This is a genomic window from Pseudomonas sp. PD9R (assembly GCF_019200975.1).
Classification (GTDB): Bacteria; Pseudomonadota; Gammaproteobacteria; order Pseudomonadales; family Pseudomonadaceae; genus Aquipseudomonas.
This window is the reverse complement of sequence record NZ_JAHTMR010000001.1, coordinates 99047-120670: the sequence shown is the minus strand read 5'-3', so window position 1 is coordinate 120670 and position 21624 is coordinate 99047. Positions and strand designations below refer to the sequence as shown.

At 58.6% G+C, this 21624-nt stretch carries 16 protein-coding genes and 1 pseudogene; 6 read left to right on the top strand and 11 right to left on the bottom strand.

All coding sequences use genetic code 11. The annotated features are described in order from the left end of the window. Nucleotide 1: 1 nt before the first annotated feature. The 4 genes and pseudogenes from KUF73_RS00545 (at nucleotide 2) to cobA (ending at nucleotide 6766) form a co-directional block, all read left to right on the top strand. Nucleotides 2-1672, top strand: coding sequence for a bifunctional protein-serine/threonine kinase/phosphatase (locus tag KUF73_RS00545; protein ID WP_218436107.1), 1671 nt, complete (start codon nucleotides 2-4; stop codon nucleotides 1670-1672). 357 nt (nucleotides 1673-2029) lie between these two features. Beyond that, nucleotides 2030-3262, top strand: a pseudogene (locus KUF73_RS00540) (NAD(P)/FAD-dependent oxidoreductase); the annotation flags it as partial. Nucleotides 3263-3285: 23 nt separating this feature from the next. Next, nucleotides 3286-6003 (top strand): nitrate reductase, encoded by a 2718-nt coding sequence (locus KUF73_RS00535; RefSeq protein ID WP_218436106.1) that lies wholly within the window; start codon nucleotides 3286-3288, stop codon nucleotides 6001-6003. Nucleotides 6004-6013: 10 nt separating this feature from the next. Continuing rightward, a complete protein-coding gene (gene cobA, locus KUF73_RS00530; protein ID WP_218436105.1) occupies nucleotides 6014-6766 on the top strand; it encodes a uroporphyrinogen-III C-methyltransferase in 753 nt (250 codons plus the stop codon). A 156-nt stretch (nucleotides 6767-6922) separates the two neighbouring features. On the opposite strand, the gene KUF73_RS00525 is transcribed toward cobA, so the two are convergent. The 8 genes from KUF73_RS00525 to ppsA form a co-directional block, all read right to left on the bottom strand. Beyond that, nucleotides 6923-7972: an OmpA family protein gene (locus KUF73_RS00525; protein WP_218436104.1), complete on the bottom strand. Its 1050-nt coding sequence runs from the start codon at nucleotides 7970-7972 to the stop codon at nucleotides 6923-6925. Between the two features lie 107 nt (nucleotides 7973-8079). Beyond that, nucleotides 8080-8670 carry an RNA polymerase sigma factor SigX gene (gene sigX, locus KUF73_RS00520; protein WP_075949123.1) on the bottom strand — a complete coding sequence of 197 codons (591 nt, stop codon included), beginning with the start codon at nucleotides 8668-8670 and terminating at the stop codon, nucleotides 8080-8082. Between the two features lie 90 nt (nucleotides 8671-8760). Next, nucleotides 8761-9585, bottom strand: a complete 825-nt coding sequence (locus tag KUF73_RS00515; protein ID WP_008027407.1) for a mechanosensitive ion channel domain-containing protein — start codon at nucleotides 9583-9585, stop codon at nucleotides 8761-8763. A 2-nt stretch (nucleotides 9586-9587) separates the two neighbouring features. Next, nucleotides 9588-9836, bottom strand: a complete 249-nt coding sequence (locus tag KUF73_RS00510; protein ID WP_218436103.1) for a CrfX protein — start codon at nucleotides 9834-9836, stop codon at nucleotides 9588-9590. 63 nt (nucleotides 9837-9899) lie between these two features. Continuing rightward, on the bottom strand, nucleotides 9900-10895 hold the full coding sequence (locus KUF73_RS00505) for a zinc transporter ZntB (protein ID WP_218436102.1): 996 nt from the start codon (nucleotides 10893-10895) through the stop codon (nucleotides 9900-9902). A gap of 34 nt (nucleotides 10896-10929) precedes the next feature. Next, on the bottom strand, nucleotides 10930-11421 hold the full coding sequence (gene rraA / locus KUF73_RS00500) for a ribonuclease E activity regulator RraA (protein ID WP_218436101.1): 492 nt from the start codon (nucleotides 11419-11421) through the stop codon (nucleotides 10930-10932). A gap of 137 nt (nucleotides 11422-11558) precedes the next feature. Then, complete coding sequence (locus tag KUF73_RS00495) at nucleotides 11559-12548, bottom strand: alpha/beta fold hydrolase (RefSeq protein WP_218436100.1); 990 nt, start codon at nucleotides 12546-12548, stop codon at nucleotides 11559-11561. Between the two features lie 195 nt (nucleotides 12549-12743). Continuing rightward, the gene (ppsA, locus tag KUF73_RS00490; protein WP_218436099.1) at nucleotides 12744-15119 is read right to left on the bottom strand and encodes a phosphoenolpyruvate synthase; all 2376 of its coding nucleotides are present in this window, start codon (nucleotides 15117-15119) and stop codon (nucleotides 12744-12746) included. Between the two features lie 174 nt (nucleotides 15120-15293). On the opposite strand from ppsA, the gene KUF73_RS00485 reads away from it, so the two are divergent. Further along, a complete protein-coding gene (locus tag KUF73_RS00485; protein ID WP_218436098.1) occupies nucleotides 15294-16112 on the top strand; it encodes a pyruvate, water dikinase regulatory protein in 819 nt (272 codons plus the stop codon). 96 nt (nucleotides 16113-16208) lie between these two features. On the opposite strand, the gene KUF73_RS00480 is transcribed toward KUF73_RS00485, so the two are convergent. Then, nucleotides 16209-17618 (bottom strand): PLP-dependent aminotransferase family protein, encoded by a 1410-nt coding sequence (locus KUF73_RS00480; protein WP_218436097.1) that lies wholly within the window; start codon nucleotides 17616-17618, stop codon nucleotides 16209-16211. A 90-nt stretch (nucleotides 17619-17708) separates the two neighbouring features. Between KUF73_RS00480 and KUF73_RS00475 the strand changes: the two genes are divergently transcribed. Then, the gene (locus tag KUF73_RS00475) at nucleotides 17709-18647 is read left to right on the top strand and encodes a DMT family transporter (RefSeq protein WP_218436096.1); all 939 of its coding nucleotides are present in this window, start codon (nucleotides 17709-17711) and stop codon (nucleotides 18645-18647) included. Nucleotides 18648-18778: 131 nt separating this feature from the next. Here the strand turns inward: KUF73_RS00475 and prpD are convergent, their stop codons facing one another. Both prpD and prpF read right to left on the bottom strand, forming a co-directional pair. Then, nucleotides 18779-20263, bottom strand: coding sequence for a 2-methylcitrate dehydratase (prpD, locus tag KUF73_RS00470; RefSeq protein WP_218436095.1), 1485 nt, complete (start codon nucleotides 20261-20263; stop codon nucleotides 18779-18781). 126 nt (nucleotides 20264-20389) lie between these two features. Then, nucleotides 20390-21580 (bottom strand): 2-methylaconitate cis-trans isomerase PrpF, encoded by a 1191-nt coding sequence (gene prpF / locus KUF73_RS00465; protein ID WP_218436094.1) that lies wholly within the window; start codon nucleotides 21578-21580, stop codon nucleotides 20390-20392. Nucleotides 21581-21624: the final 44 nt, after the last annotated feature.

The following is a 21624-nucleotide window of genomic DNA, read 5'->3' as shown; positions in this document are numbered from 1 at the left end:
AATGAGCCTGCAACTGAGTTTCGCCGAAGCCAGCGCCATTGGCCCACGCGATGAAAATCAGGACGCCCTGCGCCTGGTCACACCGGCACCGGCGCTGGCGGCAAGCAAGGGTTACCTGTTCGCCATCGCCGACGGCGTCAGCCAGTGCGCCGATGGTGGGCTGGCCGCGCGTTCGACCTTGCAGGCGCTGGCGCTGGACTACTACGCGACCCCGGAAACCTGGGGCGTCGCCCAGGCACTGGATCGCCTGCTGCTGGCGCAGAACCGCTGGTTGCAGGCCAATGGCGGCGGGCAACCGCTGCTGACCACGGTCAGCGCTTTAGTTATGCGCGGCAAGCGTTTTACGCTGGCCCATGTCGGCGATTGCCGGGTGTACCGCTGGCACGCCGATCAGTTGCAACGCATCAGCGAGGATCACGTCTGGGACCAGCCGGGCATGCAACACGTGCTCAAACGGGCACTCGGCCTTGATCAACATCTGGTGCTGGACTTTCTCGACGGCGAATTGCGCGTCGATGAGAGCTTCGTGCTGCTTAGCGACGGGATCTGGGCCGTTCTCGGTGATACCGCGATTGCCGCCATCCTGCGCGATCAACCGGACCTGCACAGCGCGGCGCAAACCCTGGTGAATGCCGCGCATTTAGCCGGTAGCCAGGACAATGCCAGCGCCCTGTTGGTGCGGGTCGACGCCCTCGGCGAAACCAGCATTGGCGATGCGTTGATTCATTTGCAGCAATGGCCGCTGCCGCCGGCACTGAAACCGGGCCAGAATTTTGAAGGCTGGCAGGTCGAAGGAATACTCGGCCAAAGCCAGCAATCGTTGCTCTATCGGGTCCACGACAGTCAGCTGCAACCCTGGCTGCTGAAAACCCTGCCCGGTCGCCTGCACGACGACCCTCAGGCCGGGCAAGCACTGCTGTCGGAAGAATGGTTTCTCAAGCGCGTGGCCGGGCGGCATTTTCCTGAAGTCCATGCCGCCAGTCAGCGTCAGCATTTGTACTACGTGATGCGCGAATATTCCGGGTCGACCCTGGCGCAACTGCATGAGCAGGTCGGCCCTTTGCCGCTGGCGCAATGGCAGGACCTGGCCGAACGCCTGCTACGGGCAGTCGGCATGCTGCATCGACGGCAAATCCTGCATCGCGATATCAAGCCGGAAAACCTGCTGCTGGGGGACGACGGCGAGTTGCGCCTGCTGGATTTCGGCCTCGCCTACTGCCCCGGTCTATCCGAAGACCAAGCCTCCACGCTGCCCGGAACGCCCAGCTACATTGCCCCGGAAGCGTTTCGCGGCGACGAACCGACACCGCGACAGGATTTGTACGCGGTCGGCGTGACGCTCTATTTCTTGCTCACCGGGCATTTTCCCTACGGCGAAATCGAAGCTTTCCAGCGTCCGCGGTTCGGAGTTCCGGTAAGCGCCAGCCGCTATCGCCCCGACCTGCCGGAATGGCTGACGCAAAGCCTAGAGCGCGCAGTGGCTGCCGATCCGGGTCAACGCTTTGAAACGGCGGAGGAATGGCTGCTGCTGATCGAACAGGGCGAACGGCGCAGCTTGAGCGTGCGCCCTCGCCCATTGCTGGAGCGCGAGCCGTTGAAGGTGTGGCGGACCTTGGCGCTGGTGTCATTGGTGGTGAATCTGGTGCTGCTGTTTTTAGTCTTGCAGGGTTAAAAGATCAAAAGATCGCAGCCTTCGGCAGCTCCTACATTGAATGCGTACCCCTGTAGGAGCTGCCGAAGGCTGCGATCTTTTGATCTTGCGCCTCAAAAATGCGCACCGCGCATTGAATCGGTGCACTGATACATCCACTCAATCTCCATAAACCTCACTAATCCGCGCTCCCCAAGACTTGGCACAACCACTGCATTACTCTTTTCAGCACACATAAAGCGCAGGCTTCAACGACGAAGACTGCGCTTCCCGAGAGAACGGGAACGGACAAAGGCGTCCTCGTCAGGTAACTGGCGGGACGCCTTTTTTGTTTGCACGAAATATGTCGAGCACGACCCGCGCTCCCCGGAGAACCTGATGAAAAAACTAAAACTGGTGATGATCGGCAACGGCATGGCCGGGGTTCGGACCCTCGAAGAGCTGCTCAAATTGAGCAACGAGCTGTACGACATCACGGTCTTCGGCGCCGAGCCCCATACCAACTACAACCGCATCCTGCTGTCGCCGGTATTGGCAGGCGAACAGACACTCGAAGAGATCGTGCTCAACGACCTCGACTGGTACCTCGACAACGACATCAAGCTGCTGCTCAACCGCAAGGTCGTCGAGATCGACCGGGTCAAACGGCGGGTCATCGCCGAGGACGGTACCGTGGCCGAATACGATCGCCTGCTGATCGCCACCGGTTCGAGTCCGTTCGTCCTGCCGATTCCCGGCAACAACCTGCAGGGTGTGATTGGCTACCGCGACATCGCCGACACCATGACCATGATCAACACCGCGAAAACTCATAAACATGCGGTGGTGATCGGTGGCGGCCTGCTCGGCCTGGAAGCCGCCAACGGCCTGATGCTGCGGGGCATGCACGTCACGGTGGTGCATAACGGTGAGTGGTTGCTGGAGCGGCAACTGGATAACAACAGCGGCCAGTTGCTGCAAACCGCGCTTGAAGCACGCGGCCTGCACTTTCGCCTGCGCGAACACACCCAGGCCCTGCACGATGCCGGCAATGGCCGTGTCGGCTCGGTCGAATTCAAGAACGGCGAGGTCATCCCTGCCGATCTGGTGGTGATGGCTGCCGGCATCCGCCCCAACATCAAACTCGCGGAACAATCCGGCCTTCCTTGCAGCCGGGGGATTCTGGTCAACGATACGTTGCAAACCTACGATCCACGGGTCTACGCCATCGGCGAATGCGCCAGTCATCGTGGCATCGCCTATGGCCTGGTGGCGCCGTTGTTCGAACAGGCCAAGGTCTGTGCCAATCACCTCGCCCAACTGGGTTTCGCCACCTACAAAGGTTCGGTGACCTCGACCAAATTGAAGGTCACCGGCATCGACCTGTTTTCCGCCGGCGACTTCATGGGCGGCGAAGGCACCGAAACCATCACCCTTTCCGACCCGATCGATGGGGTCTACAAAAAACTGGTGATCAAGGATGACGTGCTGGTCGGCGCCTGCCTGTATGGTGATACGGCTGATGGCGGTTGGTATTTTCGGCAAATCCTTGAGCATCACGCCATCGGCAAAATCCGTGATCACCTGATGTTCGGCCACGCCTTTACCCTGGAACAGGGTTTGAGCGACGTTGAACCGGCTCGGGAAGTCGCCTGATGAACCGCCAGATTACGGCCTCTACCTGCTGTTATTGCGGGGTCGGCTGCGGTGTGCTGATCGAGCACGATCGCGAGCGCATTCTTGGCGTCAGCGGCGATCCGACTCACCCCGCCAACTTCGGCAAACTGTGCAGCAAGGGCGCGACTCTGCACCTGACCGGCGACCTCACCGCGCGGGCGTTGTACCCGGAGTTGCGGCTGGGCAAAGGCCTCGCTCGCAGTCGCATCGATTGGGACACCGCCCTCGATCACGCCACCAGCGTATTCGCGCAAACCATCGCCGAACACGGCCCGGACAGTGTCGCGTTTTACATTTCCGGGCAGTTGTTGACCGAGGATTACTACGCCTTCAACAAACTGGCGCGAGCGCTGGTAGGCACCAATAACATCGACAGCAATTCTCGACTGTGCATGTCGTCAGCCGTAGTCGGCTACAAGCGCAGCCTCGGTGCCGATGCGCCGCCGTGCAGCTACGAAGACCTGGAGTCGAGCGACTGCGTGATGATCGTCGGCAGCAACATGGCCTACGCCCATCCGGTACTTTTTCGTCGCTTGGAACAAGCCAGATCCCGTCGTCCGCAAATGAAAGTCATCGTCATCGACCCGCGTCGTACAGATACCTGCGACTTGGCCGACCTCCACTTGGCGATTCTTCCTGGCACCGATGTCGCCTTGTTCCATGGGATTTTGCACCTGCTGCTGTGGGAAGGCTGGATCGACCGCGATTTCATCGCAGCGCACACCCAAGGCCTGACCGAGCTGAAAGGCCTGGTTCACGACTACACGCCGCAACTGACTGCGCAGTTGTGCGGGATCAGCGTCGAACAGTTGCAGCAATGTGCGCAGTGGATCGGTCAGTCACCAAGTTTTCTATCGCTGTGGTGCATGGGCCTGAATCAGTCCACCGCGGGCAGCGCCAAAAACAGCGCACTGATCAACCTGCACCTGGCCACCGGGCAAATTGGTCGCCCCGGCGCCGGACCTTTCTCCCTGACCGGTCAGCCAAATGCCATGGGCGGTCGGGAAACCGGCAGTTTGTCGAACCTCCTGCCCGGCCACCGTGAAGCCGCCAATGCCCAACACCGCGCCGAAGTCGCGGCCTATTGGGGCGTCGAACAACTTCCGGCGAACACCGGGCTGACCGCCATCGAATTGTTCGAACAAGTGCGCAGCGGCAGGATCAAGGCGTTGTGGATCGCTTGCACCAACCCGGCACAATCAATGCCTGACCAGAACGCCGTGCGTGCGGCGCTGGAGGCCTGCCCGTTCGTGGTATTGCAGGAAGCGTTTCGTACCACCGAAACCGCCGCATTCGCCGACTTGCTGCTACCCGCTGCCAGCTGGGGCGAAAAGGACGGCATGGTGACCAACTCCGAACGGCGCATTTCCCACGTCCGCCAAGCCATCGTCGCACCGGGTGAAGCACGGCCCGACTGGGCAATCACCGTAGATTTCGCACAACGCCTGGAAAAATATCTGCGCCCTGGGCAAACGAGCCTGTTTGCCTTTGAAACCCCGGCACAGGTCTTCGATGAATACAAACGACTGACCTGTGGCCGTGACCTGGACTTGTCGGGCGTCAGCCATGACTTGATCGACCGGCTCGGCCCGCAACAATGGCCTTTCCCTGCCGACGCCCGCGAAGGCACCGCTCGCCTGTATGGGGACGGCATCTTCCCGACCGCCAATGGCCGCGCGCAATTCGTTGCCGATCCGTTTCGAGCTGCCCAGGAGCAGCGCGATATACAGTTTCCGCTGACGCTGATCACCGGCCGCCTGCGTGATCAATGGCACGGCATGAGTCGTACCGGCACTGCTGCGCAACTCTTCGGTCACGTCAGCGAGGCGGTGCTGAGCCTGCACCCGGATGAACTGCGCCGCCATGATCTGCAACCGGGCGACCTGGTCAGCCTGAAAAGCCGCCGCGGAGCAGTGATTGTGCCGGTCAGCGGCGACGACAACGTACGCCCCGGTCAGGCATTCTTGCCTATGCATTGGGGTGATCGCTTTCTCAAGGGCGGCGTAAACAGCCTCACCCTGCCAGCCTTCGATCCACTGTCGAAGCAGCCCGAACTCAAACACAGCGGCGTGCGTCTGGAGCCGGTGCAGTTACCGTGGCGACTGTTCGCACTGATCGAGGGCGATGTTCAACAGCATTTTGAGACGCTACGCCCCCTCTGTGAGGCGTTTTCCTACGTCAGCCTCAGCCTTGCAGGCCGTGATCGCCCTGCGCTGCTTATACGCGCTGCCAGCGCCACAGCGCCGGAATCGCAATTGCTGCGGCAGATCGATCAATGCTTAGGGCTACTCGAAGGTCCGGTGCTGGCCTACGACGACCCACGGCGCGCCATCGGCAAACGGGTTCGCCTCGACAACGGCCGAATCACCGCAATTCGCCTGGCCGGCGAAACCCTTGCCCAGCACTGGCTGCAAAACCTTTGGCTGGAAGGTCGCACCGACGAACAACTGCGGCGCTGGCTACTGGCGCCATTGAGCGCACCACCGGGTAACGCCGGCGCGCCGGTTGCCGGCAACAAAACCCTGTGTAACTGCAAGAACGTCAGTCAAAGCGCAGTCTGTGCCGGCATTAACCGTGGCCTGGACTTGCAAGGGCTGAAACAGGAATTGGGCTGCGGCACGCAATGCGGCTCGTGCATCCCGGAAATCAAGCGTTTGCTGGTCGCCACGACGCGACCGGTCGCCGTCACCTCGTGAGGAAAATACGATGAACGCAAAAGTCTGGCTGGTAGGCGCGGGACCTGGCGACCCGGAGTTACTGACCCTCAAGGCCGTGCGAGCGCTGCGAGAGGCTGATGTCGTGCTGATCGATGATCTGGTGAACGACGCCGTTCTGGAACACTGCAACAACGCACGGATCATTCCCGTGGGTAAACGCGGCGGCTGTCGCTCTACGCCGCAAGCGTTTATCCATAGGTTGATGTTGCGTTATGCACGTCAGGGTAAATGTGTGGTGCGGCTCAAGGGTGGTGATCCGTGTATTTTTGGTCGCGGCGGTGAAGAAGCGCAGTGGTTGCGGGAGCGTGGAGTTGAAGTCGAACTGGTCAATGGCATCACCGCAGGGCTCGCCGGGGCAACGCAATGCGATATTTCGCTGACGCTGCGCGGTGTTGCGCGCGGCGTTACGCTGGTTACCGCCCACACCCAGGATGGCAGCAGCCTGAACTGGAAGGCATTGGCCCAGAGCGGGACGACCCTTGTGATCTATATGGGGGTGGCGAAACTCAGCGAAATCCGTGAAGAGCTGTTAGCCGGGGGAATGGCAGCGGATACGCCTGTGGCGATGATTGAAAATGCGTCCTTGCCCCATCAGCGGGAGTGTCGGAGTGATCTGACAGCGATGGAGGAAGATGCCTGGGCCTTTGAGTTGAAAAGCCCGGCGATCCTGGTGATTGGCGCTGTGGCGGCCAGTAGCGAGATCAGCGGATTGTCCACTGACATCAGAGCGTATGGCCTGTAGGAGCGAGCTTGCTCGCGATGGTTGCCAACGATGACGCGGCATACCTGAACCCCGTGCGTGCTCTGGTTTATCGCGAGCAAGCTCGCTCCTACACACCAAATCGTAGACAAAGAAAAGCCCGGCCTAAGCCGGGCTTTTCTCAGAGCTGTGGGCTAATTACTTAGCTTTGGCTTCAACCTGCGCTTCTACGCGACGGTTTACAGCGCGGCCAGCTTCAGTTTTGTTGTCAGCAACTGGGCGGGATTCGCCGTAGCCAACAGACTGAACGCGGGACGATTGAACACCGTACTGGTTGGTCAGAACTTGTTTAACGGCGTTTGCACGACGCTCGGACAGTTTCTGGTTGTAAGCGTCAGGACCGACGTTGTCGGTGTGACCTTCAACAGTAGTGGTGGTCGATGGGTACTGCTTCATGAAGTCAGCCAGGTTTTTGATGTCGCCGTAGCTGTTAGGCTTGACTACCGACTTGTCGAAGTCGAATTTCACGTCCAGCTCAACACGAACAACTTCAGCAACTGCTGGGCAGCCATCAGCGTCAACGGTTACGTTGGCTGGGGTGTCCGGGCACTTGTCAACGTTGTCGCAAACGCCATCGTTGTCGCTGTCGGAGCAGACTTCAGCTGGTGCTGGAACTGGAGCAGCAGCAGGCTTGTTGCCGCCACCGAAGTTCACACCCAGACCTACGGATGGGATGTAGTCCCACTTGCCGTTGTCCAGCTTGTAGTCAGCTTCTACGCCAGCACGGGCGTAGACGTTTTCGAGGAAGTAGTACTTCAGGCCAGCGCCAGCAGTCAGGAAAGTCGACTGGTCACGACCGGTGTGGCCGTCAGCGGCTACGTTGGTCATGCTGCCGTGCTTGACACCACCTTGAACGTAAGGACGCAGAGCGTCGCCAGCGTTGTTGAAGTGGTACTGAGCGTTCAGACCAAACTGGTCGCCTTCGATTTTCTGATGGCCAGTACCGTTGTTCGAACGGGTGTAGTCATCGTTGTTGTAGGTCGCGTTCAACGACACATCGTCGGTCAGGAAGTAACCGATGGAGGCGCCAGGGGTGTAGCCGTCTTCAACGTTGTTAACGCTGTCGTTGTACTTTTTCCCGTAGTTGAGCTCGCCTTCAACTGCGCCTTGGCCTTGTGCCAGTGCGCCGAAAGAAGTAGCGGCAATAAGAGTACCAATGGCCAAGCCCAAGGTGTTTTTCAGTTTCATCCGTTAAATCCCCATCTGGTGATTGTGAAGCAGTCCCGCAAACCGGGGGACAACTCGGCGGCAAGTCTATCAGAACTTGCCTACACGTAAGAGATATTTGCGCCGAACTAAGTTTCAGCAATGCCTGCAAATTTCTCACGCAATTTATCTAGAGCGCGTTTGTACCGCATTTTTGTTGCACTCAAACCCATGTGCATGATGTCTGCGATCTCCTGAAATTCCAGCTCTGCGACAAATCGTAGCACCAGAATTTCGCGGTCAATCGGGTTCACATACACCAGCCAGCGATCGAGTCCGCCCTTCTCCTCGGGTTTCGGCGCCTTCTCTTCAGACGCTTCTTCGAGGGGGTCCAGACTCAGGGCGTCCATCAAGCGACGCTTTCGCCGTTCCTTCCGATACTGTGTGATGCATTCGTTGTAGGTGATGCTATATAGCCATGTCTTGAACTTCGATTTACCCTCGAAGTTCTTCAAGCCATACAGCACCTTCAACATCACTTCCTGACAGACATCGTCTGCATCGCGATCGTTCCCGAGATATCGTGCACAGACGTTAAATAATGTTCGTTGGTAACGCCGCATCAATTCTTCATAGGCGCGCGTTACGTGAAACAGCTCGGTATGCGAGCGCGCGACCAACTCCTCATCAGAGAGCTCGCGGGGGTCGTAGCGCATGGATAGCGATTGGGCTTTATTCAAAACAAGTCGGGCCGACAGTCAGGTCAATGTCCGCCGCAGCCAGCATCAGGCGGCATTTTGCGGCGGCATACATTAGCAGGGTTTGCCGGGTTAGCGGCTACTCACATGCTGCTCAAGCAGAATCCGATTGGAAAGAGAGACTAGCTCACCCTCATCGGTCAGCAATGTGGTTTTAACCGTGCCGATCTCTTCGATCTGGCCTTCGACCTCGCCAACACGTACTTGTTGCCCAACCTGATACAACTCACGCACATAGATTCCCGCAAGAATCTGACCGGCAATTTCCCGGCTTCCCAACCCCATGGCCAGCGCAACCGCCAGACCAACGGTAATCAATACGATCACAATCACATGGTTGAGCAGGTCAGTCTTGACCTCCAACTGGCTGATCGCGACCGAAATACTGATGATGATCACCAGCCCCTGGGCAATTCGCCCCAGGCCGGCGGCGTAATCGAGCCCTACGCCTTCCGCCGCACCGCGCACCAGGCCATTGGCCAGTTGCGCCAGTAAAACGCCCACCAGCAGCACCAGCGCCGCGCCGAATACCTTCGGCAAATACAGCGCGAGCATATCCAGCGTAGCTGAAACTCGCTCAAGTCCAAGGGATTCTGCGGCAGAAACCAGAAAAATCAGTAAAACGAACCAGTACACGATCTTGCCAATCAACGTCGAGATCGGTACTTGAAGCCCGGCGCGCGACAGCAATTTGGTCAAACCGGTCCCGCCCATCAAGCGATCAAGGCCCAGTTTGGCCAGCAATTTGGAAAGCAGCGTGTCCAGGAGTTTGGCCACGACAAAACCCAACAGCAGCACAACCAGTGCGCCGAACAGGTTCGGAATGAAGTTCGCAACTTTGGTCCATAACGCAGTCATTGCAGTGACGAGGCTCTGTGTCCAGAGATCAAGTTCCATATTCAATCAGCCTTATCAGCAGTGCGAACGGTAGGTTTACGAAGACGGGAAACCGGCGCGACATGGGCCGATCCGTTATTCAGGGCGATCATCAGCGCGGGCAGCCAGCGGCCCAGCAGGCTGAACAGATCACCGGCGCCGACCTGGCGGTTGGCGGTTTTCAGTACACGACCAAGGCACGCATCGTCGTCCCGGGTGGACGGTGATGCCTTGAGCATGTCGCGCAAAGACTGTTCAAACGGATCGTGCATACGCACCTCTCGTGATGTCTGTGAAAGACGCGGCCAATTTTGCTCGGGTCACATGGTTCATTTTCAAACCCAGCGCAATCGTCGGAATAACCACCACTGCCCCAATGCCACCGAGACCATCATCAGGCAGGCAATCACGAAACCATAAGGGCTCGCAGAGAATGGAATGCCACCGACGTTGATCCCCAACAGACCCGTCAGAAAACTCATCGGCAAAAAGATCCCGGTGATGATTCCGAAGCGGTACATCGTGCGATTCATGCGCACGCTCAATCGCCGGTCTTCGGCCTCCAGCACCAGGCCCACCCGCTCCCGGGTCAATTCCAGCTCCTCAAGATAGCGGGTCAGGCTGTTGTTCAATTCGTTCCAGTAATCACCATCGTCGTCGACGAACCAGGGTAATTTGATCCGCGTGAGCTGACCAAAAATATCCCGCTGCGGAGCGAGAAAGCGCTTCAACGCTGCGGCCCGGCGGCGGATCTGCAAAATCGATCCGTGTTCGGGTGTGTACCGTTCGTCGGCATCCAGCTTTTCTTCTTCCTCATCGACCACTTCCGAGAGGCAACTGACCAGATCCTGCACTTTGTTGGTGAGGTACTGCGCCATACAGAGAATGAGTTCGGAAGCGGTTTTCGGTCCCTTGCCTTGCTCCAGTTGCGCCAACAATTCATCTGTGGCGCGCAATGGGCGCAAGCGCAGGGAAATCACTCGCTGAGCGGAACCGAAGATCCGCACCGACACCATGTCTTCAGGCTCGGCACCCGGGTTCATGTTGACCCCGCGCAAAAATAGCAGCAGTTCGCTGTCCGAAAGCTGTAAAAGACGCGGACGGGTGTTTTCTTCAAGCAAAAGGTCGCAGCTGAATTCACTTAAACCGCTGGATTTGCGCAGCCAGGTCTGGGTTTGCGGGTGACTGCGATCCCAGTGCAGCCACAGGCTTTCATGGGCCTGCAGCTGCAAGTCGTCAAGTTCTGTCCGGGCTATCGAACGCGCGCCGCCTTTACCATCCAGCACCAGGGCATGTACCAGCCCCCATTGCGCGTTTTCTTCCTCGAACATCCGCATTCCATTCTTCAAAAAAGTCGGCTAATTCTTACTCAGGCATTTTTAGCGGGCTGGGTGAGATGATCACGCCGTTGTTGTCCGCATAAATGAAATGACCGGGATGAAAGGTCACACCGGCAAAGGTCACGGCAACGTTCAAGTCGCCGATACCGCGTTTGTCGGTTTTCATCGGGTGACTGGCCAAGGCCTGAACGCCCAGATCGGTTTGCGCGATGACGTCGACGTCACGAATGCAACCGTAGATCACCAGCCCTTCCCAGCCGTTTTTCGCGGCTTTCTCGGCCAGCATGTCGCCCAGCAACGCGCGACGCAGGGAGCCACCGCCATCGACCACCAAGACCTTGCCGTCCCCCTTGAGCTCGACTTGCTCCTTGACCAGCGAGTTGTCTTCGAAGCACTTGATGGTCACGATTTCGCCACCGAAGGAATCCCGGCCACCGAAATTGCTGAACATCGGCTCCAGCACCTGCACCATCTCTGGATAGGCGTCGCACAGGTCAGGCGTGAGGTAATGGTTCATCGAGAAACTCCTGTTAAGAGGAAGACAGCACGAACATGATTGATGACTCAGTCATCGAAAATGACCAGAACAGCTCAATGCGTCATATCTTAGCCGCAAGCCGAACAGAGCGAAATGCCCTTGATAGAGCGTCCAGCCTAGATCGCCGCGGCCAAATCCGATTTTTCACCGAGCAATGGCGTCTGCTGATCCACCAGCCATCGGGCCACCAACGGCCAGACTTCAGCCTGTGCGGCTTTGCTGACCAACATTTCCACGTGACCGAAATTATCGCCAAAGCCCTGCTCGCGACCCAGGTTGATAAATTGCTTGTGCTCGGAACCGATCTGCTCGAACAACTTGCGACAAGCCCAGGTCGGGTCCTGATGATCACTCGCAGCGCTTACCGCGAGTACCGGCAAGTTGACCTCGGCCAAACCGGCCCACCAATCTTTACCAGCATCGCCGAAGCGCCCGAACAAGCCGTACCAGCGCATGCTTTCGATGGCCAGGCCAATCGGTTCGTCCTCAGGGCCGCGCTTGAGCCGGGAACCGGACAACTGGGCAAAACGCTTGAGGATGAAGCGCCCACCCCACTCTACCGGCGGAATTTTCAGCGGCCAGTAGGTGCGGCTGACCTGGGTGCCGAAGAACGCGGCCGACGCGACAACAGGCTCGCCGATGTACTCACCGCCCAACGCTGCCGCCAGGGTGATGCCGCCCAGTGAGTGGCCGATCCAGTGCGGCACCTGACCGCTTTGCTCGCGCACAAAGGCACCAATGGCCGGCAGATCGTAACGAGCGTAGTCGGCGACACGGTTTTTGCGATAGTTCTGGTTACGCTGGGACAAGCCGTGGCCGCGCATTTCTGGTATCCACACATCGAATCCCAGGCGCGCCAGGTAAGCACCGAGGCCCAAGCCTTTTGGGGAAAACCAGAAACGTCGATTGGAAAAACTGCCGTGCAACAGAATCACTGGCACGCCACGCACCGCCGGCTCATCGGCCATGCCAAGGCGCGTCACAGCCAGTTCGACGCTGATGTCGGGGCTGTTGGCGGGTTTCAATCGATAAACATCTTCGCTCAGATCACCGCGCCGTTCGGCGCTGATCAGGGCGACAGGAAATAGGTTGCTGCTGCTTTGCATAATCTCTTGCACAAAAAAGGGCGGCATCCAGATGGAGCCCGCCCTGCTTGAATCTTAAAGGGACCGGTCAGTGTGGGAGCGAGCCTGCTCGCGATAGGTGCCAGAGCAACGCGTTCATCCAGCAAACACGCGCCATCATTGACGACCATCGCGAGCAGGCTCGCTCCCACAGGAAGCGGCCCGTTCACACATTGATCAAGCCGAAGCCTGACCCTCAGCCAGGAAGAACCAGGTTTCCAGTACGGAATCGGGGTTCAACGATACGCTTTCGATGCCTTGTTCCATCAGCCACTTGGCGAGGTCCGGGTGGTCCGAAGGGCCCTGACCGCAAATGCCAATGTACTTGCCGGCCTTGTTGCACGCGGCAATGGCGTTGGCCAGCAGCTTCTTGACCGCCGGGTTACGCTCGTCGAACAGGTGCGCGATGATCCCGGAGTCACGGTCCAGGCCCAGGGTCAGCTGGGTCAGGTCGTTGGAGCCGATGGAGAAACCGTCGAAGAATTCGAGGAATTCTTCAGCGAGGATCGCGTTGGACGGCAGCTCGCACATCATGATGATGCGTAGGCCGTTTTCACCACGGGCCAGGCCGTTTTCGGCCAGCAGATCGATCACTTGGCTGGCTTCGCCCAGGGTACGGACGAATGGCACCATGATTTCAACGTTGGTCAGGCCCATCTCATTGCGCACGCGTTTGAGGGCGCGGCATTCGAGTTCGAAGCAGTCACGGAACGATTCGCTGATGTAACGCGAGGCGCCACGGAAACCCAACATCGGGTTTTCTTCTTCCGGCTCGTAGAGCTTGCCGCCGATCAGGTTGGCGTATTCGTTGGACTTGAAGTCCGACAGACGCACGATGACCTTCTTCGGAGTGAACGCCGCCGCCAGGGTGCTGATGCCTTCCACCAGTTTGTCGACGTAGAAGCCGACCGGATCGTCGTAACCGGCGATGCGTTTGTCGACGCTGTCCTTGATGTCCTGCGGCAGGCCGTCGTAGTTCAGCAGCGCTTTAGGGTGCACGCCGATCATGCGGTTGATGATGAACTCCAGACGAGCCAGGCCCACACCGGCGTTCGGCAGCTGTGCGAAGTCAAAAGCGCGGTCCGGGTTGCCGACGTTCATCATGATCTTGAACGGCAGGTCCGGCATGGCGTCCACGGAGTTTTTCTTGATGTCGAAGCCCAGTTCGCCTTCGAAGATGAAACCGGTGTCGCCTTCAGCGCAGGAAACAGTCACGCCCTGGCCGTCTTTCAGCAGCTGGGTGGCGTTGCCGCAACCGACCACGGCCGGGATGCCCAGCTCACGGGCGATGATCGCCGCGTGACAGGTACGACCGCCACGGTTGGTGACGATGGCGCTGGCGCGCTTCATGACCGGTTCCCAGTCCGGGTCGGTCATGTCGGACACCAGTACGTCGCCAGGCTGGACCTTGTCCATCTCGGACACGTCCTTGATGATGCGGACCTTGCCGGCGCCGATTCGCTGGCCGATGGCGCGGCCTTCAACCAGCACGGTGCCGGTTTCTTTCAACAGGTAACGTTCCATGACGTTGGCCTGGGTGCGGCTCTTCACGGTTTCCGGACGGGCCTGCACGATGTACAGCTTGCCGTCGTCACCGTCCTTGGCCCACTCGATGTCCATCGGACACTTGTAGTGCTTCTCGATGATCATCGCCTGCTTGGCCAGCTCGCTGACTTCAGCGTCGGTCAGGCAGAAACGCGCGCGATCAGCCTTGTCGACATCGACGGTCTTGACCGAACGACCGGCCTTGGCCTCGTCGCCGTAGATCATCTTGATGGCCTTGCTGCCCAGGTTACGGCGCAGGATCGCAGGGCGACCGGCGGCCAGCGTACCTTTGTGGACGTAGAACTCGTCCGGGTTTACCGCGCCTTGTACGACGGTTTCACCCAGGCCGTAGGCGCCGGTGATGAACACCACGTCACGGAAGCCAGACTCGGTGTCGAGGGTGAACATCACGCCGGCGGTGCCGGTTTCGGAACGGACCATGCGCTGCACGCCGGCTGACAGGGCGACCAGTTTGTGGTCGAAGCCCTGGTGGACGCGGTAGGAGATCGCACGATCGTTGAACAGTGAAGCGAACACCTCTTTGGCGGCGCGAATGACGTTTTCGACACCACGGATGTTCAGGAAGGTTTCCTGCTGACCGGCGAAAGAAGCGTCCGGCAAGTCTTCGGCGGTAGCGGAAGAACGCACGGCCACGGCCATGTCGGGGTTGCCGGCGGACAGCGCGGCGAACGCGGTGCGAATCTCGGCATTCAGTTTTTCAGGGAACTCGGCTTCCATGATCCATTGACGGATCTGGGCACCTGTCTTGGCCAGGGCGTTCACGTCGTCGACGTCCAGGGCATCAAGGGCGGCATGGATCTGTTCGTTCAGGCCGCTCAGCTCGAGGAAATCACGATATGCCTGAGCGGTCGTGGCGAAGCCACCGGGCACCGAAACACCGGCACCTGCCAGGTTGCTGATCATCTCGCCCAGGGATGCGTTCTTGCCCCCCACATGCTCTACATCATGGACGCCGAGCTTATCGAGGGAAACTACGTACTCTACCAAGGTGATCTCTCCACTAACTGTGTTGGAAAAGCTCAGAAGCCGGGTGCTCGGGGGAGCGTTTGCCGGCTGTATGGCCTGGACCTGGAAAATAAGTGAGAATGCCGGCCATTGGCGGCCCGCAAATCGCGCCTATCATATCCAAGAATGATCATTAGCTTAAGGCCCAAGGTGCAAATGAAACGATCTGCTTTCTTTATCTCCGATGGCACCGGCATTACTGCCGAAACCCTGGGTCAAAGCCTCTTGGCGCAGTTCGAAAACATTACCTTCAGCAAATTCACGCGACCGTACATCGACAACGTGGATAAAGCGCGGGCCATGGTACAACAAATCAACAAAGCCGCCGAAGCCGACGGCTTCCGTCCGATTATCTTCGACACCATCGTCAACCAGGACATTCGTGAGATCCTCGCGACCTCCAATGGTTTCATGATCGACATTTTCTCGACCTTCCTGGCCCCACTCGAACAGGAACTGACCGAGCATTCTTCCTACACCGTCGGCAAGTCCCACTCCATTGGCGCCAACACCAATTACATGGAGCGGATCGAGGCGGTGAACTTCGCCCTCGACAACGACGACGGCGCTCGCACGCACTACTACGACAAGGCCGACCTGATCCTGGTGGGCGTGTCGCGCTGCGGCAAGACCCCGACCTGCCTGTACATGGCCATGCAATTCGGCATCCGCGCGGCCAACTATCCGCTGACCGAAGACGACATGGAACGCCTGCAACTGCCGGCCGCCCTGCGCGCCCACCAGCACAAGCTGTTCGGCCTGACCATCGATCCGGACCGCCTCACCGCGATCCGCAACGAGCGCAAACCCAACAGCCGCTATTCGAGCTACGCCCAGTGCGAGTTCGAAGTGCGCGAAGTGGAAAACCTGTTTCGCCGCGAGAACATTCCGAATATCAACTCCACGCATTTTTCGGTGGAAGAGATTTCCGCGAAAATTCTGGTGGAGAAAGGGGTCGAGCGGCGGTTCAAATAGTTTTTGTAGCGTCTGTAATACCGCTTTCGCGGGCAAGCCTCGCTCCTACAGATCGACATAAAACCTGTAGGAGCGAGGCTTGCCCGCGAAGAACGATTACACGGTCTCTTTCAATGTCCCCATCAACGCTTCAAACCCCTGCAGCAACAACCGATCATCTCCCACCGAATTACAAACACTTGCCCTGATGAATTGCGGCACCGCGGCATGCCCTACCGCGAATGCTTCGGCAGTGGCGATCAGGTAATTATTCTCCTTGAGCTCAGCCGCTATCTGCGACGCCCGCCACGGCTCAGGCACTTCGATCCAGAAGTGCGGGCTATGGGGATGAGTCTTGTAGACCAGCCCTTCAAGCGACTTTTCGACCAGCATCTTGCGCCGGCTGACTTCGCTGATCTGTTCGTTCAACAGCTGATCGGCCATGCCGTTCTCTATCCACAAGCTGGCGACTTCAAGCGTCAACGGACTGGCCATCCAGCATGTCCCACGCACAGCCGCACTCAAACGTCCGATCAGGGGTTGCGGCGCATGCAAATAACCGACCCGCAATCCGGCCGACACCGCCTTGCTCAGACTGCCGATCAACACCGAGCGCTCCGGGGCGAAATGACTTAAAGGCAATGGCCGCTGGCGGGCCAGCACGGCATGGGCCTCGTCTTCGAAAATCAACAGATTGTGCTGCCGACAGACTCCGGCAATCGCCTCGCGCCGTGGGACTGACATCACTGCTGCCGTAGGATTCTGGATCGTTGGTGTGCAATACAACGCGGTCACTCGGTGATGGCGACAGATGTCCTCCAACGCTGAGGGCAATACTCCTTCGTCGTCCATCGCCACACCGATCAGTTTTATTCCGAGTTGGCGTGCGACGCCGATCAGTCCTGGGTAGGTCAGATGCTCGGTCACCAGGGTATCGCCAGCCTTGAGCAATCCCATCAAGGCACACAACAGACCATGCTGGCCGCCGTTGACGCAGATGATCTGTTCGGCGCTCGGGGCAAACTCCTGATGCCTCAACCACTGCGCACCTGCCGTCCGATGCCGCGCTGATCCACTTTCGGCGGTGTATCCCGTGAGCTGCTGCAAGGCCTGCGGATCATTCGCCAACGCCTGCAGGCTCTGACTCAAGAAGGCCGCTTCGCGCCCCGGAATCGGTTGATTCCTGCTCATGTCCAACACAAACGGCGGCTCATTGCTGACATTGCGAAAGCCTACGTCCTGCGGCCGCTCCATCCCGCGCTGACGTATATAAGTGCCATCGCCTACGCGGGCGACCACTAACCCCACACGTTCAAGTTCGCCATAAGCACGGCTGACGGTGCCGATGGTGATGCCCAGGCTATCGGCTAACAGTCGATGCGGCGGCAACTTGCAACCGGGTTCGATTACGCCGTCTGCGATGCCTTTCTCAACCGCATCAGCGAGGCGCTGGTACTTCACGCCCAGTCCATTGGCGAGGCCGTCTCGCAGGATTGACACCATGGCAATACTTACTTTGACACTCATCTTCGTCCCGAATAGCGTGCTTAGAACAGGTTCAATCAGGAATAGACCGATTCGATGACCAGGTCAATTCCGCTGCCAGGAGCTCGAATCATGTCTATCGCGATCAGCACACCTTCAAACATTACACGCCCATGGCTCGCCGGACTGATCACCGGCACGCTGTTTCTAATCGTATGCCTGAGTTGGGGCACGACCTGGCTGGGGATAAAGATTGCCGTCGAGAGTGTGCCGCCCCTGACTGCCGCCGGCCTGCGGTTCCTGATTGCTTTCCCGCTGTTTTTGAGCTTTGCCATTCTGCGCAAAGAACCCTTGCTGTTTCCCCGGCAAAGCCGCTGGTTCTTCGTGTTCGTCACGCTGTCGTATTTCAGCCTGCCGTATTACTTGCTCAACTATGGCGAGTTGCACGTTTCATCCGGTCTGACGGCGTTATTGTTCAGCTGCATGCCGGTGTTCATCCTGGTGTTTTCTGCGTTGTTTCTGCGGGAAAAAATCTACCCTTCGCAAGTGCTCGGCATCGCGATTGGCTTCGGCAGTCTGTTCATGATTATCCGCAGCCAGGGTTTACACCTGGACCATGCCGAGTTGTTCGGGGTGCTGGCGATTCTCTGCGCGGCGGTGATGCACGCGCTGTGCTATGTGGTGACCAAGAAACATGGCAGCGCGATCAGCGTGATTACTTACAACACGCTGCCGATTGGTATTGCTGGAGTGATGTTGTTTGTCGCGGGATTGACCGTCGAAACGCCCGAGTTTTCTGCCATCAGCCTGCGGTCGTGGGGCGCCCTGCTCTATCTGGGACTGGTGGCGTCGGTAGGCGGGTTTATCGTTTATTTTTTGCTGCTCAAACGACTGAGCCCGATCATCCTGTCGTTCGTGTTTATCATCTTTCCGGTGTTCGCCGTGATCATCGGTGCCTGGTACGAGGGGCAAAATCTTTCGCGAGAGTTGATGGTCTACTCGGCGATATTGCTGATCGGTTTTGCCATAACAAAGCTGCCGATGGAGAAATGGCTCGAACGATCCCTGTAGGAGCTGCCGCAGGCTGCGATCTTTTGATCTGGCTTTTAAAATCGACGATCAAAAGATCGCAGCCTCGTTTCACTCGATAGCTCCTACATGGGGTTTCATCGTTCAATCGGTTTGAGTGCGTCCGCTTACGCTTAGATGACGAACAGGTCTACGAAGCGGTTCACCGGTGTCGCCTCCAGCTGCGCCTGATCCTTGCACAAGGCAAAGATCTCGCTGCTGCGCTGGGCTGTGAAGCGCGTTGCCAGGTTGGCCTTGAACTTGTCCTCCAGCAACGGAATGCCATCGACACGACGCCGACGATGGCCAATCGGATATTCCACCACCACGTTTTCGGTACTGGAACCGTCCTTGAAAAACACCTGTATCGCATTGGCGATCGAACGTTTGTCGGCTTCGAGGTATTCGCGGGTGTAAACCGGGTTTTCGACGATGACCATTTTGTCGCGCAGTACATCAATGATCGGATGCGCTTTGTGGAAATCGTCCTCGTAATGTTCGGCAACCAGATTGCCAAAAGCCAAAGGTACGGCAGTCATGTACTGGATGCAGTGATCGCGGTCGGCGGCATTGGCCAACGGGCCGACCTTGGAAATGATGCGTATCGCTGACTCATGGGTGGTGATGACGATTTTGTCGATTTCGTGCAAGCGGTTGCGCACCTGCGGATGCAGGGTCACCGCCGCTTCGCAGGCCGTTTGCGCGTGGAACTCGGCGGGAAAGCTGATCTTGAACAGCACGTTTTCCATCACATAGCTGCCGTACGGCCGGGAGAAACTGAAAGCGCGCTTGTCTTCAGGCTTGAGCGCCAGATCATTGTTGGTATGGCTGAACAGTACGTCGTAGAAGCCCCACTGCTTGGCACTCAAGACACCGGGGATGCCCATTTCGCCGCGCATCGCGATGTCCGCCAGACGCACGCCACGGCTCGACGCATCGCCCGCCGCCCAGGATTTGCGCGAGCCGGCATTCGGCGCATGCCGGTAGGTGCGCAGCGCCTGGCCGTCAGCAAAAGCATGGGACAACGCCGACAGCAACTGCTCACGATTGGCGCCCATCAGCTTGGCGGTGACGGCCGTCGAGGCGACTTTCACCAGGATGACGTGATCGAGACCGACGCGATTGAAGGAGTTTTCCAGAGCGATCACGCCTTGAATTTCGTGAGCCATGATCATCGCTTCAAGCACGGCGCGAATGGTCAACGGTGCGTCGCCGTTGGCCAGGCGTTTTTGCGACAGGTGATCGGCCACCGCGAGAATGCCGCCGAGGTTATCCGATGGATGCCCCCATTCGGCCGCGAGCCAGGTGTCGTTGTAGTCGAGCCAACGAACGATGCAACCAATGTCCCAGGCAGCCTTGACCGGGTCGAGGCGATAAGAGGTGCCCGGCACGCGGGCGCCGAACGGCACGACGGTACCTTCGACCACAGGTCCGAGGTGTTTGGTGCATTCGGGAAAACGCAGGGCCAGCAGGCCACAACCGAGCGTGTCCATCAGGCAGTTGCGGGCAGTGTCTAGGGCTTCTTGGGATTCGATTTTGTAGCTAAGGACGTAGTCGGCAATGTCCTGCAGGACGCTGTCGTAGTCGGGGCGGTTGTTCAGGTCAACGTTGGCACTCATGTTCGATCACCTGTAGGAGCTGTCGAGTGAAACGAGGCTGCGATCTTTTGATGTTGCTGTCAAAGAGCAGGATCAACAGATCGCAGCCTCGTTTTACTCGACAGCTCCTATAGAGTTTCGTGTGAGTTAGAACGAATCTCCCGGCACGCGGACGAAACCTTCCATCAACACCCGTGCACTGCGGCTCATGATGGCTTTTTTCACCACCCATTCACCGTCGACCTGGCTGGCTTCGGCGCCAACGCGCAAGGTGCCCGACGGATGCCCGAAGCGCACTGCGTTACGTTCGATGCCGCCCGCCGCGAGGTTGACCAAAGTGCCGGAAATCGCCGCCGCCGTGCCGATGGCGACAGCCGCCGTGCCCATCATCGCGTGGTGCAGTTTGCCCATGGAAAGTGCACGCACCAGCAGGTCCACATCACCCGCTCCAATCGCTTTGCCGCTGGACGCCACGTAGCCCGCCGGTTTGGCGACGAACGCCACTTTCGGCGTGTGCTGACGCTTGGCCGCTTCGTCGATATTGGCAATCAGGCCCATGCGCAGCGCGCCATAAGCGCGGATGGTTTCAAACATCAGCAGCGCTTTCGGATCGCCGTTGATTGCACCTTGCAACTCGGTGCCGGTGTAGCCGATGTCTTCAGCGTTGACGAAGATGGTCGGGATGCCGGCATTGATCATCGTTGCCTTGAACGTGCCGACACCGGGCACTTCCAAATCGTCGACCAGGTTACCGGTAGGGAACATCGAACCACCGCCGCCCTCTTCTTCTGCGGCCGGGTCCATGAATTCGACCTGCACTTCCGCCGCCGGAAACGTTACACCGTCGAGTTCGAAGTCGCCGGTTTCCTGCACTTCACCGTTGGTGATCGGCACGTGGGCGATGATGGTCTTGCCGATGTTGGCCTGCCATACGCGCACCACGGCCACGCCGTCGTGCGGGATGCGGCTGGCATCTACCAGGCCATTGCTGATGGCGAATGAACCAACCGCCGCCGACAGGTTGCCGCAGTTGCCGCTCCAGTCCACAAAAGGCTTGTCGATGGAGACCTGACCGAACAGGTAATCGACGTCGTGATCGGCCTTGATGCTTTTCGACAGGATCACGGTTTTGCTGGTGCTGGACGTCGCGCCGCCCATGCCGTCAATCTGCTTGTCGTACGGGTCGGGGCTGCCGATTACGCGCAGCAATAAAGCATCGCGGGCCGGCCCTGGAATCTGTGCCGTTTCGGGCAGGTCTTGCAGGCTGAAGAACACGCCTTTGCTGGTGCCGCCGCGCATGTAGGTGGCGGGGATTTTGATCTGCGGTACGTGAGCCATTGGTGCTCCTTCAAAGCGAGCAAGGGACCTGGAATCCCCTGCTC